We start from the raw sequence: 14,115 nt of genomic DNA, 5'->3' as shown, positions 1-14,115 counted from the left end.
TTTTTCTTCCCTCAAGAGATACGATGACTACTGAGTGTTTGTCATCAGATCTTCTGCGCCTTCGAAATCGAGCGCCGCCCGCACAGCGCTCGCTTTACGCAATCACATACAAGTACAGCCAATCCCCAGGCATGCCCGAAAAAAATTCCCAATAGGCACTAGTCATCGCACAAGTTGTACGATAACTTACCTCCAACACAGAGCAACACCCTTCACCCAAGTGCCACAGGATGCCTACAACAATGACGCCACAAGAACTGAAATCCATCCTCTCCCACGGCCTGCTGTCCTTCCCTGTCACCGACTTCAATGCCCAGGGCGACTTCAACCCTGCAGGCTACGTCAAGCGCCTGGAATGGCTCGCCCCCTACGGCGCCAGCGCCCTGTTCGCCGCCGGCGGCACCGGCGAGTTCTTCTCCCTGGCCGCCAGCGAGTACAGCCAGGTGATCAAGACCGCAGTCGACACCTGTGCCACTTCGGTACCGATCCTCGCCGGCGTCGGTGGCGCCACCCGCCAGGCCATCGAGTACGCGCAAGAAGCCGAGCGCCTGGGAGCCAAAGGCCTGCTGCTGCTGCCGCACTACCTGACCGAGGCCAGCCAGGAAGGCGTTGCAGCGCACGTCGAAGCGGTGTGCAAATCGGTGAACATTGGTGTAGTGGTATACAACCGTAACGTCTGCCGGCTGAACGCCGACCTGCTGGAAAAGCTTGCCGAGCGCTGCCCGAACCTGATCGGCTACAAGGACGGCCTGGGCGACATCGAGCTGATGGTGTCGATCCGTCGTCGCCTGGGCGAGCGCTTCAGCTACCTGGGTGGCCTGCCGACCGCCGAGGTGTATGCTGCTGCCTACAAGGCCCTGGGTGTGCCGGTGTATTCCTCCGCCGTGTTCAACTTTGTGCCGAAGACCGCCATGGCCTTCTACAACGCTATTGCCCGTGACGATCACGCCACCGTGGCCAAGCTGATCGACGACTTCTTCCTGCCCTACCTGGACATCCGCAACCGCAAGGCCGGTTACGCCGTCAGTATCGTCAAGGCCGGCGCCAGGATTGCCGGTTACGACGCAGGCCCGGTGCGTACCCCGCTGACCGACCTTACTGCCGATGAGTACGACCAGCTCGCCGCACTGATGGACAAGATGGGCCCGCAATAAGGGCAGCCAGCGGCCTGCCAGATGCCGCCCCCGGAGTGGCCAGCCACTCCGGTTACCATTCGTGAGCCCGCACAAAAATAACTAGTGGGAGTATTGCCAGCATGCAAGCGAGCCAAAAGACGCATGTGCGCTACCTGATCCTGTTCATGCTGTTCCTGGTGACCACGATCAACTATGCCGACCGCGCCACCATCGCCATTGCAGGCTCCAGCCTGCAGAAAGACCTCGGCATCGATGCCGTCACCCTGGGTTATATCTTCTCTGCGTTCGGCTGGGCCTATGTGGCGGGTCAGATTCCCGGCGGCTGGCTGCTCGATCGCTTCGGTTCGAAGAATGTCTATGCCTTCAGCATCTTCACCTGGTCGTTGTTCACCCTGCTGCAGGGCTTTGTCGGTGGTCTGCCGGTGGCATGGGCAGTGGTGACGCTGTTCACCCTGCGCTTCCTGGTCGGTTTTGCCGAAGCCCCGTCGTTCCCGGGCAATGCCCGCATCGTCGCGGCCTGGTTCCCGACCCAGGAACGCGGCACCGCCTCGGCCATCTTCAACTCGGCGCAATACTTCGCCACGGCCCTGTTCGCGCCGCTGATGGGCTGGATCGTGTTCAGCTTCGGCTGGGAGCACGTGTTCATCGTCATGGGCGCACTGGGCATCGTATTCTCCATGGTCTGGCTGAAGACCATCTACAACCCACGCCAACACCCGCGCATCAGCCCGGCCGAGCTCGAACATATCGAGCGCAATGGCGGCCTGGTGGACATCGACCAGAAGCGCGCTAGTGACGGCCCGAAATGGGGCTATATCAGGCAACTGCTGACCAGCCGCATGCTGCTGGGCGTGTACCTGGGCCAGTACTGCATCAACGCCATCACCTACTTCTTCCTCACCTGGTTCCCGGTCTACCTGGTGCAGGAGCGCGGCATGACCATCCTCAAGGCCGGCTTCATCGCCTCGTTGCCGGCGGTCTGCGGTTTCATCGGCGGCGTGCTGGGCGGGGTGATCTCCGACTGGCTGCTGCGCCGCGGCAACTCGCTGACCTTCTCGCGCAAGTTGCCGATCGTCTGCGGCCTGCTGCTGTCGACCACCATGGTGTTCTGCAACTACGTCGATGCCGAATGGATGGTGGTCGGCTTCATGACCCTGGCGTTCTTCGGCAAAGGCATCGGTGCACTGGGCTGGGCGGTGGTCGCCGACACTTCACCCAAGCAGATCGCCGGGCTGTCTGGCGGCCTGTTCAATACCTTCGGCAACATCGCCTCGATCACCACCCCGATCGTCATCGGCTACATCATCAGCGCCACCGGCTCGTTCAAGTGGGCACTGGTGTATGTAGGCGCCAATGCTCTGGTGGCGGTGTTCAGCTACCTGGTCATCGTCGGCCCGATCAAGCGCATCGAGCTGCGCGAAACCCCAAAGCCTGACGCCGGGCCAGCCGCCAGCGGCGAACTGGCCAGCTCGCACCACTGACTGGGCACGCCTGCGCTGCCCCTCTCCGGCGCAGGCGGATGTACAAAAGCCTGAGAACCTGACAAGTAGGGCCCGAACATGCAGTTGATCGAACATTCCGACTCGCCCCGCTACGTCCGCCTGCACGATGACGATAACGTCGTGGTGGTGGTCAATGCCGGCGGCCTGGGCGAGGGCGCCCGCTTCGCCGATGGCCTGACCCTGGTCGAAGGCGTGCCGCAAAGCCACAAGGTGGCCACCGTGGCCATTGCCAAGGACGAGCCCGTGCGCCGCTATGGGCAGGTGATCGGCTACGCACTGGAAGACCTGCGCCAGGGCAGCTGGGTGCAGGAGAGCCAGCTGGCCATGCCAGCCGCCCCAGCGCTGGACAACCTGCCACGCTGCAATGCCATCCCGCAACCGCTGGCGCCGCTCGAAGGCTTCAGCTTCGAAGGCTACCGCAATGCCGACGGCAGCGTCGGCACCCGCAACATACTTGGCATCACCACCACCGTACAGTGCGTGGCTGGCGTGCTGGAGCATGCCGTCAAACGCATTCGCAGCGAGCTGCTGCCCAGTTACCCAAACGTCGATGACGTGGTAGCCATCACCCACAGCTATGGCTGCGGTGTAGCGATCAACGCACGCGATGCCTACATCCCGATCCGCACGGTGCGCAACCTGGCACGCAACCCCAACCTGGGCGGCGAAGCCCTGGTCATCAGCCTGGGTTGTGAAAAGCTGCAGGCCGACCAGGTGATGCACGCCGACGATCCCTCGGTGGACCTCAGCGACCCATGGCTGTACCGCCTGCAGGACGCCAGCCTGGGCTTTGCGGAAATGATCGAACAGATCATGCAACTGGCCGAAACCCGCCTGAAGAAACTCGACCAGCGCCGCCGCGAAAGCGTACCGGCCAGCGAACTGATCCTGGGCATGCAGTGCGGGGGCAGCGATGCATTCTCCGGGATTACCGCCAACCCAGCGCTGGGCTACGCCGCCGACCTGCTGGTTCGTGCCGGTGCCACCGTGTTGTTTTCGGAAGTGACCGAAGTGCGCGATGCGATCTACATGCTCACTTCGCGCGCGCAAGACCAGGAGGTGGCCGATGCGCTGGTCCGCGAGATGGACTGGTACGACCGTTACCTGCAACAGGGCGCCGCCGACCGCAGCGCCAACACCACCCCGGGCAACAAGAAAGGCGGCCTGTCAAACATCGTCGAGAAGGCCCTGGGGTCGATCGTCAAGTCCGGCAGCGGCGCCATCCAGGGCGTGCTTGGCCCGGGCGAGCGGGTCAAGCGCAAAGGCCTGATCTTCTGCGCCACCCCGGCCAGCGACTTTGTCTGCGGCACCTTGCAGCTGGCCGCCGGGATGAACCTGCATGTGTTCACGACTGGCCGAGGTACGCCCTATGGCCTGGCCATGGCGCCGGTGGTCAAGGTCTGCACCCGCAGCGAGCTGGCCCAACGCTGGCCGGACCTGATCGACATCGATGCCGGGCGCATCGCCAGCGGCCGCGCGACCATCGAAGAGCTGGGCTGGGAGCTGTTCCACTACTACCTGGACGTGGCCAGCGGCCGCAAGCGGACCTGGGCCGAGCAGCACCGCCTGCATAACGACATCACCCTGTTCAACCCGGCGCCGATTACCTGATGCCCCAAGGTTTCCCGGACGTATGCGATTTCGCGATCCCTGCAGAGGCGGGTTCACCCGGATCACCGCCAAGGCCGGTGCCATACACCGCGTTGGACTCTTTCGGGTGAACCCGCGCCTACAGGGACTGCGTGCTTCGCATGAGATTCACTTTCCCCCTTCAAGCCCAACAGGAGCATCCCATGCCTGAAATCCTCGGCCACAACTTCATCGCCGGCCAGCGCAGCGCCGCGGGCCAACACCGCCTGCAGAGCCTGGACGCCAGCACTGGCGAGGCCCTGCCATACAGTTTCTTCCAGGCCACCGAAGGCGAAGTGGACCAGGCCGCCAGGGCCGCTGCCGCAGCCTTCGCCGAGTTCCGTCAACTGGCCCCGGCACGGCGCGCCGAGTTCCTCGACGCCATTGCCGCCGAACTGGATGAACTGGACGACGCCTTCATCGCCATCGTCTGTCGCGAAACCGCCCTGCCCACCGCGCGTATCCAAGGCGAACGCGCGCGTACCAGCGGCCAGATGCGCCTGTTCGCCCAGGTGTTGCGCCGTGGTGATTTCCTCGGTGCGCGCATCGACCTTGCCCTGCCCGATCGCCAGCCGTTGCCACGCGTAGATTTGCGCCAGATGCGCATCGGCGTCGGCCCGGTTGCCGTGTTCGGCGCCAGCAATTTCCCGCTGGCGTTCTCCACTGCCGGAGGCGACACCGCCGCCGCCCTGGCCGCCGGTTGCCCGGTGGTGTTCAAGGCCCACAGCGGCCACATGGCCACTGCCGACCTGGTTGCCTGCGCCATCCAGCGCGCCGCCGAGCGCACCGGGATGCCCAGGGGAGTGTTCAACATGGTCTTCGGTGGTGGCGTCGGCGAGTGGCTGGTCAAGCACCCGGCGATCCAGGCGGTTGGCTTCACTGGTTCGCTGAAAGGCGGTGACGCCCTGTGTCGCATGGCCGCCGAACGCCCGCAGCCGATCCCGGTGTTCGCCGAGATGTCCAGTATCAACCCAGTGATCATCCTGCCGGGCGCCCTGGCCAAGCGTGGCGATTCGATTGCCCGCGAACTGGCGGGTTCGGTCTGCCTCGGCGCTGGCCAGTTCTGTACCAACCCAGGCCTGGTGGTCGGCCTGCAGTCGCCGCAGTACAGCCAGTTGCTGGCCGACCTTGGCCACCAGCTGGCTCAACAGGCCGGCCAGACGCTGCTCAACGCCGCAGGCTTGCGCAATTACGTTGGTGGTCTGGAACACTTGCATGCCCACGCCGCTATCCAGCACCTGGCCGGCCAGGCTCAAACAGGCAGCCAGGCCCATGCCCAGCTGTTCAAGGCCGATGCCCGCCTGCTCATCGAGTCTGACCCACTGCTGCAGGAGGAAGTGTTCGGCCCCACCACCGTGGCCGTCGAAGTGCAGGACAACGCGCAATTGCGCGCCGCCTTGCTTGGCTTGCGGGGCCAACTGACCGCGACGCTGATCGGCGAGCCGGAAGACTTCGAGGCTTTTGCCTGGCTGGTGCCACTGCTGGAAGAAAAGGTCGGGCGGATTCTGGTCAACGGCTACCCGACCGGTGTCGAGGTCTGTGATGCGATGGTACATGGCGGACCGTACCCGGCAACCTCGGATGCGCGCGGCACTTCGGTCGGCACCCTGGCCATCGACCGCTTCCTGCGCCCGGTGTGCTACCAGAACTACCCGCAGGCCCTGTTGCCCGCGGCACTGCGCGATGACAACCCGCTGGGGCTGCGTCGGCTGGTGAATGGCCAATGGCGTGAAGGGGCGATCTGACCGGTTGCCCGAACCCGAAACAACAAAGCCCCGCGCATGGCGGGGCTTTTCTTCTGCTTGCCGGCGAACAGGCCGGCCTGCCAGCCAAGCGGGTTCAGGCCCCCTGCGCCTCGGCCTCGGCATGGGCCTGGCGCAAACGCTCACGGCTATTGCTCAGGTGCATGCGCATGGCCATCTTGGCCCCTTCGCTGTCACGCCGCGCGATGGCTTCGTAGATCGCTTCATGCTCATGCATTAGCCGGCTCATGTAATGCGCCTGGTCATCATGCGCCAACCGCGCCGAATTGAGCCGGGTACGCGGGATGATGCTGGTGCCAAGGTGGTTGATGATGTCGGCGAAATAGTGGTTGCCGCTGGCCTGGGCAATGCGCAGGTGGAACTGGAAGTCGGCCGACACCGCATCGCTGGCGTGGGCTGCCCCTTCGTTGATTTCATCCAGCGCCGCGCGCATGCCGGCCAGCTGTTCATCGCTGCGACGCTGTGCAGCCAGGCCTGCCGACTCGATCTCCAGGGCAATGCGCAACTCCAGCACCGCCAGCACTTCGCGCAGCGTGACGACGGTCGCCGGGTCGATGCGCAAGCCGCCCGTGGCCGGCGCGTCCAGAACGAAGGTGCCGATCCCATGGCGGGTCTCGACCTGCCCGGCGGCCTGCAACCGCGAGATCGCCTCCCGCACTACCGTGCGGCTGACGCCCTCTTCGGCCATGATCTGCGATTCGGTCGGCAGCTTGTCGCCGCGCTTGAGCTGGCCGCTGCGAATGCGCTCGGTCAGCACCGTGACCAGTTCCTGGGCCAGACTGCGCGGCTTGCGCCGGGTCCTTGCCTGTACCTGCTGCTCTGTCATTACGCTGTGTTTCACCTAGGAAGACAGCGCCCATCATAGCGCAAGCAGTTGTACGATCACATACATACGGTGCGGTATTTCTTGCCTCACGGCCCGGCGCTGCACAGGGCCACGCACTGACGGCATATTGCTGGCCCCCGGTCTTCGCAAGCGTAGGCAAACTTCCTGTTCCTTCAGATATTTAGGACAGCAACATGCGAGTAATTCTAGCCACGATGGCCGGCTGCCTGCTGGCCACGCTCGCTTTCGGCGCCCAGGCACGGGCGTTGAGCCAGAACGATCGCCACACCTGCCACTGGGGCGCGCAGATTGCCGCCGAAGCCCAGCAGGCCAAGCTTTCCGGGGTAACGCTGTATGCCACCCGCAAGAAGCTGCAGGTACGCAAGTTCGCCAAACCGTGGATGCGCATGACCGCCTTCGGGATTACCGAGCAGACTTATAACAGCCGCTCACGGCTCAAGCCGGCGGCGATCAGGCAGACTTACTACGAGCAGTGTGTGCAGCATGCCATAGCAAGACGTTAAAACCATTTATATCAGTAAGTTACAGCTCAAACTTGACGTTTTGCATGAACGTGTCAGGGGCGCCAAGGGGCGCCAGCCTCGAAGCAGGCTTCCAGCCAGGCTTTGAAAGCCCCCAAGGCGGCAGAGTTGAGGCGCGCGGTAGGCCGAACCAGGTAGATGCCTGCCGCTACGTCGAGTTGCCATTGCGGCAGCACCCGCACCAGACGCCCGCTGCCGAGGTCCTCCCATCAGCCAGTCTCCTCCCGCCAGAATGCCAACACCGCGCCGCGCCGCTGCCAGCAGCGCTTCGTTGTCATTACTGCGCAGGCTACCTGCAACCCTGACAATCATCTGCTGCTCGTCATTCATCAGGCGCCAATCAGGAAAGCTACGCAACCCGCTGAAACCCAGGCAATTATGCTTGGCCAAGTCTTCAGGCTGTACAGGTACGCCATGCCGGGCCAAGTATTCGGGCGATGCGCACAGGATACGCCGGTGATCGCATAGCTTCGTCGCCACCAAGCGGTTATCAGCCAGCTCACCAATGCGAATGGCGGCGTCGAAACCCTCACCGATCAGGTCGACGAAACGGTCTGCATACTCGGCTTCCACCCTCACCTGCGGGTAAGCCAGCACGAAGTCAGCCAGCATCCCGCTCAGCCAGCGCCGCCCCATGGCCGCCGGCAATGCCAGGCGCAGGCGCCCACGGACCGTTACCGCGCCTTCGGCCGCCTCCTGCTCTGCCTCGGCGAGCATCCGGTTGGCCTCCCGCACTTTGATCACCAGCCGTTCGCCTTCATCGGTGAAGCGCAACTGCCGCGTGCTGCGCTCCACCAGGCGGATACCCAGGCGCGTTTCCAGTGCAGTCAGGCGCTTCGACAATACCGTGGGGTGGCGGGCCAACTGCCGCCCGGCAGCGGCAAACGAGCCCTGCTCATGCAGGGCCAGCAAGGTGGCGAGTTCATCGGCGCGGCGGCTATCGAAGGCATCCATGGCAGGGCTCGGCGTGGAACAGGTAGCGGTTTTCAGGTAACAAGCACTAGCGCGCCTGCCGACAAGCCTTGCTCAAGGTCCTCATGGGCCCTTGCCGCTTCGGCCAGCGGGTAGCGACGCCAGACCCTAGGCTGGATGATACCCTGGGCGAGCGCCGCCAGCACATCGGCGGCCCGCCGCTGGTACTCGTCAACCGTACGCGTATGCGCCGCCAGCGAAGGCCGGGTCAGGTACAGCGACCCTTTGGCATTGAGCGTGGCAACCTCGATGGCTGGCGGCGTACCCGAGGTGCCGCCAAACGACACCAGCAAGCCACGCACCCGCAGACTGTCCAGCGAGGCGTCCAGCGATACCTTGCCAACGCAGTCGTACACCACGTCCACCCCTTGCCCGTGGGTCAGTTTTCGCACCCGGCTGGCCAAGGTGGACGCATCGAACACCAACACATGGTGGCAACCCGATGCTTGTGCCCGGGCCACGCTCTGCGGGCGTGACACCACGCCAATCACGGTCGCGCCCAGGTGACGCGCCCAGGGCACCATCAGCTGGCCCAGCGCACCGGCGGCACCGTACAGCAGCAGTTGCGTACCCGGCCCCACGGCATAGGTGGTTTTCAGCAGGTACTGCGCGGTGATGCCCTTGAACATGAGCGCCGCAGCAGCCTGGTCTGGAACAGACGGTGGCAGTTTCACCAACCGTTCGGCCGGATACAGGCGAGCGCTGGCGTAACCGCCAACCGGGCCCATCGCATAGGCAACCCGGTCGCCCACCTGCACGTTGTCCACCCCCTCCCCGATGGCAGCCACCCGCCCGGCACCTTCCAGCCCCAGCCCGGACGGCAACGCCAGAGGGGAACCGCCCTTGCGTTGCAGCACGTCCAGCGGATTCACGCCGATGGCTGTCTGTTCCAGCCAGACCTGGGCGGGCCCTGGAGCTTGTACTGGCAGGTGTTCAAGCTGCAGCACGTCGGCAGTGCCGGTACTGTTGAGAACGATGCGGGTTGGCATGATGGAATCCTGTCGGGTAGGTGTTCTGGTCAGGCTAATCAGGCAAGCAGTATTGAACAATCCGCCACGAAGCAGATCATTCCTGCACCCTTTGCAGTAATGACAGTTATCACTACTGCAGCCCCGCATCAGCATTGGCATTTGTTAAGCTAATCGCTCCGTCGCACAGGACCCAGGCCATTCGCCCCATGGATGAACTGCGCAAGATTGACCTCAACCTGCTCTTGGCCCTGCACGCCTTGCTATGCGAAAAGCATGTCACCCGTGCTGCCCTGCGCCTGCACCGGAGCCAACCTGCGGTCAGCCATGCGCTGGCGCAGTTGCGCAAGCATTTCGACGACCCTTTGCTGGTTCGCCAGCATGGCCGCATGGTCCTGACCAGCCGCGCCCAATCGCTGGCCGGGCCTCTGCAAGACGCTTTGAACAACCTCAACGGCCTGCTGGCCACCCCGCAGTTCGAACCGGCCAAGGCCCAGCGCCGCTTCCGCCTGTCGCTGTCGGACTACGCGTCTCGCATCATCCTGCCGCCCCTGCTGAGGCATCTGCGCCGGGTCGCCCCGGGAGTGGACCTGGCCATCAGCCAGGCCAGCCGCGAAGCCATGTCGGCGCAATTGCTCGATGGCGAACTGGACCTGGCGATGGGCTTGTTCCCCGACCCGCCCGAAGAAATCATCACCGAGGCGTTGTTTGCCGACGATTTCATCAGCGTCGCCGATTGCCAGGTATTGCCCGCCAGCGGTGGCCTGGCCCTGGAGGACTGGCTGACCCGACCGCATGTGTTGATGGCGATGCGCCCGGATGCTTTCGATGAGATCGAACGTGCCCTGGCCGCGCTGGGGCTGCGCCGTCGCATTGCCTTGGCATTGCCCCATTGGAGCGCAGCCGTCGAAGTGCTGGCCGGTACCGACCTGATCCTTACCGTAGCCCGGCGGGCAGCAGGTTCGCTGCAGCAACATCCGACGCTGCGCCAGTTCGCACCGCCCTTGACCATCGCCCCCTTCGATTACCAGCAAGCCTGGCACATTCGCAAGGACAACGACCCGGGGCATCGCTGGCTGCGCGAAACCGTGCGGGCCTGCAGCCAGCCGGAGCCCTGATCAGCCCTCTTGCTGTTTCGCGACCACAGCGCTGCTGGCCGGTGCGCCCGCCGCCCAATTGCCCTGCACCAGCATCACGCCCGCCAGGATCAGCACCACGCCAGCCACTCTGGCCAGGCTGAGTGGCTTGCCGCCCAGCCCCATCAACCCGAAGTGATCGGCGACCACCGCCGTGATGATCTGCCCCGCCACGACCAACACCAGAAATCCCGCAGCGCCCAGCCTGGGTGTCAGCGCTGCCGCGCCGGCCACGTACAGGGCTCCCAGTACCCCCCCGATCCACAGCCACCAAGGCCCTTGCAGGGCCTTGCCGATGTCGGGCGCCGGCACCCTCAGCAACAGCAACGCAGCAATCACCACCAGTGAGCTCACAGTCAACGAGGTGAACGCCGCCCACAACCAGTGCCCCAGTGCGCGCCCGACTGCGGCGTTGCCGGCAGCCTGGAACGGCAACACGGCACCGGCAAGCAACGCCATGGCCACGGGTAATGACAGCAGAATCATCGATTTACTGACCACGACCGTCCTCCTTATCGTGTGGATGGATGTGGCCATGATGGTGCAATCGGCTAAACTGATGGAAATCGAAATGCTGCACGCGCATTATTCGTAGTGTGCATGGACAATGGGTCGTCGCGGCGGATACAGAGCCGCGCCACCTGAAGCCTGACCCCGGCAGCAGCCGAGGTCGGTACCGTAGTCGAGATCAGCGTGAGGTTTCGATGCGCAGCACTTCGGTGTAGATCGCATCGACGGTCTGCCCGACCTTGAGGTTTTTCATGCGTGCCTGCAGGTCGGGGTCTTCGACCTTGACTACCTGCAGCTTGCCTTCCGGGGGCAGCAAGCTGACTTCATGCTGTTTTAGGTCGATCTTCTTGATCTGCGAGGTGACCTTGACCTGGCGGAATGCCTCGCCACCTGGGTTGGGGTTGTCCGCCGTGGCACGGATGCTACCGGACTCGTCAGTCGCCTTTGGCGCCCCGCCCACTTCGGGATTCAACACGTAGGCCACCGCGCGTGTCACGTAGATGTCGACCTGGTCGCCCACCTTGAGGTTGGGCAGCGCCTTGGCCTTTTCCGTCAACTGGAAGGTCACATCCTTCCTGGAATCCGGGCCTTTCACCGTGACTTGGCGATTGGCCAGATCGATGGCCGTGACTTGCGTGGTGACGTGGCTTTCCAGTGCCTCGCTGCCGATAGGGATACCAGCGGCGTGCACGGTGAAACTGGCAGCGGAGGCCAGCGTGGCCAGAGCGACAGCACGAGCAATGGAGCGGATCGGATTCATAGGCCTGCTTCCCTGTAATCAAGACCGGAGGGGTTGTGCAAAATGTTCACGCGCTGGCAAGCATAGCCCCTGCCAGCCGACCTGCCTGACTCCCCTCGCAAAGCACTCCTCGTGTGTACCTGCTCACCATTGCAAGAGTAAATGAGAATTCTTTACACTTGCTTTACGTTTACAAATCATTACTATTCGCACTCTCAAATACAACAAAGAGTCACCTGTAATGGCAAAAAAGTCTGTTGCCCCAGCATCGCTTTCCATGCTGGGCATTCTGGTTGTGCCTGCTGTTCACGCGGCCGTTCAACCCGGGTCGCAGGGTTCGCTGGCCCTGCCCGCTACCGCCGTCAGCAGCGTCTACGAGCAACAAAGCTACAAAGCAGGTGAAAGCCGCAGTGCCCTGAAGATCGACGCTCCGCTGCGCGACATTCCGCAAACCGTCAACGTCGTGCCGGAAAGCGTGATCAGGGACCAGGGCGCGCAGTCGATGGAAGACGTGTTGAAGAATGTGCCCGGCGTCGGTCTGTCCAATGGCGACGGCCAGCGCGACCAGGTGACTATTCGAGGCTTCAGCGCCATTGGCGACATGTACATCGACGGTGTGCGCGATGACGCACTGTACTTCCGCGACCTGTCCAATATCGAGCGGGTCGAGGTGATCAAGGGCCCCGCCGCCGTGCTGTATGGCCGTGGCTCTTCAGGTGGCCTGATCAACAGCATCAGCAAGAAACCCAGCTTCACGCCCAAGCGCGAAGTCGGCCTGAGCTTCGACAGCGAGGGCAAGCGCCGCACCCAGCTCGACAGTGGCTGGGCCGACCCGCAGGGCAACCAGGCCTACCGCGTGACCGGCGCCTTCGAAGACAGCGACACCTTTCGCGATGATGGCTACATAGACCGCAAGGCTATCGCGCCATCGGCCTACTGGCGCCTCTCCGACGACCTGGAACTGAACCTGGGCGCCACCTACCTGTACGACAAGCGCCTGATCGACTTCGGCATCCCGGCCCTGGGCAAGCGTCCGGTGGATGTGCACCGTGACAAGCGCTTCGGTTCCGGCGATGCCGACCAGGACTATGCCCGCAGCGAAGTGTTCTCGCTGACCGCAAGCCTTGATTACCGCATCAATGACGACTTTACCCTGAGCAATACCAGCCGTTACTACCGCTACGACCTGGACCGCAACAACACCCTCGCCGACAGCAGCCCGACGCGCTTTGTCACTGCGCCCAATGGCGAACTGCTGGTCAAGCTCAACCGCGGCAACGTCGCCCGTGACGAGTACGGCATGTTCAACCAGACCGAGCTCAAGCAACAGGCGCAGCTGGCCGGGATGCAGCACAACCTGTTGTATGGCGTGGAGGTTGGCTTCCAGGACAAATACCAACGGGTGCTGAGCCAGAGCAACGTGGCCCAGGTGCCGGTGTACCGCGAGGCCCTGGTGCCGGTGCCGGAACACGCCGCCAACCTGTCGTCGCAGGGCACCAACTTCCAGCAGACCACTGGCCTGTACGTTCAGGACATGATCGAGCTGAATGAGCACTGGAAAGCGCTGGTCGGCGTACGTTATGACATCTTTGGGCAGGAGTACGACGACGACCGCGTGCAGAATGTCGACCTCGACCGCACCGACAAGACCTGGAGCCCGCGCGCCGGCCTGGTCTACCAGCCGGATGCCATGCAGTCCTACTACGTTTCGGTCAGCCGCAGTTACCAGCCCTCGGGCGAGGTGTTCGCGGTCAGCCCGAGCAACCAGCACCTGGAGCCGGAAGAAACCACCAACTACGAAATTGGCGCCAAGTGGGACCTGCTCGACAGCCGCCTGTCGTTGACCGCAGCGGTGTTCCGCCTCGAGCGCACCAACATGAAGACCGCCGACCCGGCCAACCCCAATCTCACCGTGCTGGCTGGCGAGCAGCGCACCGACGGCTTCGAAGCCACCGTCAGCGGCCAACTGAGCGACAAGTGGCAGGTCTACGCCGGCTACGCCTACCTCGATGCCGAGATCACCAAGTCCAACAGCAAGACCAATGGCGTCGCCAACGAAGGCCAGACCCCAACCCTGACGCCGCGCAACAGCGCCAACGTCTGGCTGGTGCGTACCTTGACCCCGCAATGGCGCATGGCCGCCGGTGCCAACTACGTCGATGAGCGCTACACCGCTCTGGACAACGTGGTGGTAATGCCGGGCTACACCACCTTCGACGCCGCGCTGCTCTACAGCGTGCCGCAGTGGGATGCCGCGCTGCGCCTGAAGAACGTGTTCGACCGCAACTACTATGCCGCTGCGCACGGCTCGGTGGACCTGATCACCCCAGGCGCACCGCGTACACTGGAAGCCAGCTTCAACTACCGCTTCTGATCGCTGGGCAAGTAGCCC

The 14,115-nt window shown here is 63.6% G+C and carries 11 protein-coding genes and 1 pseudogene; 7 read left to right on the top strand and 5 right to left on the bottom strand.

Annotation, left to right across the window (positions count from 1 at the left end):
• Positions 1–242 precede the first annotated feature (242 nt).
• The 4 genes from kdgD (at position 243) to B4L76_RS09535 (ending at position 6,012) form a co-directional block, all read left to right on the top strand.
• Positions 243–1,154, top strand: coding sequence for a 5-dehydro-4-deoxyglucarate dehydratase (gene kdgD, locus B4L76_RS09550; protein WP_296232028.1), 912 nt, complete (start codon positions 243–245; stop codon positions 1,152–1,154).
• A gap of 101 nt (positions 1,155–1,255) precedes the next feature.
• The gene (locus tag B4L76_RS09545) at positions 1,256–2,617 is read left to right on the top strand and encodes an MFS transporter (RefSeq protein ID WP_296232026.1); all 1,362 of its coding nucleotides are present in this window, start codon (positions 1,256–1,258) and stop codon (positions 2,615–2,617) included.
• Positions 2,618–2,695: 78 nt separating this feature from the next.
• Positions 2,696–4,249 carry a galactarate dehydratase gene (garD, locus tag B4L76_RS09540; protein ID WP_296232024.1) on the top strand — a complete coding sequence of 518 codons (1,554 nt, stop codon included), beginning with the start codon at positions 2,696–2,698 and terminating at the stop codon, positions 4,247–4,249.
• 182 nt (positions 4,250–4,431) lie between these two features.
• Positions 4,432–6,012 carry an aldehyde dehydrogenase (NADP(+)) gene (locus B4L76_RS09535; protein ID WP_296232022.1) on the top strand — a complete coding sequence of 527 codons (1,581 nt, stop codon included), beginning with the start codon at positions 4,432–4,434 and terminating at the stop codon, positions 6,010–6,012.
• A 94-nt stretch (positions 6,013–6,106) separates the two neighbouring features.
• On the opposite strand, the gene B4L76_RS09530 is transcribed toward B4L76_RS09535, so the two are convergent.
• Positions 6,107–6,856, bottom strand: a complete 750-nt coding sequence (locus B4L76_RS09530) for a FadR/GntR family transcriptional regulator (RefSeq protein WP_296232021.1) — start codon at positions 6,854–6,856, stop codon at positions 6,107–6,109.
• A 194-nt stretch (positions 6,857–7,050) separates the two neighbouring features.
• On the opposite strand from B4L76_RS09530, the gene B4L76_RS09525 reads away from it, so the two are divergent.
• On the top strand, positions 7,051–7,380 hold the full coding sequence (locus B4L76_RS09525; RefSeq protein WP_296232019.1) for a hypothetical protein: 330 nt from the start codon (positions 7,051–7,053) through the stop codon (positions 7,378–7,380).
• Positions 7,381–7,433: 53 nt separating this feature from the next.
• Here the strand turns inward: B4L76_RS09525 and B4L76_RS09520 are convergent.
• Together B4L76_RS09520 and B4L76_RS09515 are read right to left on the bottom strand one after the other, a co-directional pair.
• Positions 7,434–8,352 (bottom strand): annotated as a pseudogene (locus B4L76_RS09520) (LysR family transcriptional regulator).
• 32 nt (positions 8,353–8,384) lie between these two features.
• Positions 8,385–9,359, bottom strand: coding sequence for a quinone oxidoreductase family protein (locus B4L76_RS09515; RefSeq protein WP_296232018.1), 975 nt, complete (start codon positions 9,357–9,359; stop codon positions 8,385–8,387).
• 188 nt (positions 9,360–9,547) lie between these two features.
• Between B4L76_RS09515 and B4L76_RS09510 the strand changes: the two genes are divergently transcribed.
• Positions 9,548–10,456, top strand: coding sequence for a LysR family transcriptional regulator (locus tag B4L76_RS09510; RefSeq protein WP_296232016.1), 909 nt, complete (start codon positions 9,548–9,550; stop codon positions 10,454–10,456).
• Here the strand turns inward: B4L76_RS09510 and B4L76_RS09505 are convergent, their stop codons facing one another.
• Together B4L76_RS09505 and B4L76_RS09500 are read right to left on the bottom strand one after the other, a co-directional pair.
• Complete coding sequence (locus tag B4L76_RS09505) at positions 10,457–10,975, bottom strand: DMT family transporter (RefSeq protein WP_296232014.1); 519 nt, start codon at positions 10,973–10,975, stop codon at positions 10,457–10,459.
• A 187-nt stretch (positions 10,976–11,162) separates the two neighbouring features.
• Complete coding sequence (locus B4L76_RS09500; RefSeq protein ID WP_296232011.1) at positions 11,163–11,744, bottom strand: hypothetical protein; 582 nt, start codon at positions 11,742–11,744, stop codon at positions 11,163–11,165.
• A 220-nt stretch (positions 11,745–11,964) separates the two neighbouring features.
• On the opposite strand from B4L76_RS09500, the gene B4L76_RS09495 reads away from it, so the two are divergent.
• Positions 11,965–14,097 (top strand): TonB-dependent receptor, encoded by a 2,133-nt coding sequence (locus tag B4L76_RS09495; RefSeq protein WP_296232009.1) that lies wholly within the window; start codon positions 11,965–11,967, stop codon positions 14,095–14,097.
• The last annotated feature ends 18 nt before the right edge of the window (positions 14,098–14,115 follow it).

It is taken from the genome of Pseudomonas sp. UBA4617 (assembly GCF_002386445.1).
Taxonomy (GTDB): Bacteria; Pseudomonadota; Gammaproteobacteria; order Pseudomonadales; family Pseudomonadaceae; genus Aquipseudomonas.
The sequence above is the reverse complement of the archived record's forward strand: the minus strand, read 5'-3'. Positions and strand labels throughout refer to the sequence as shown.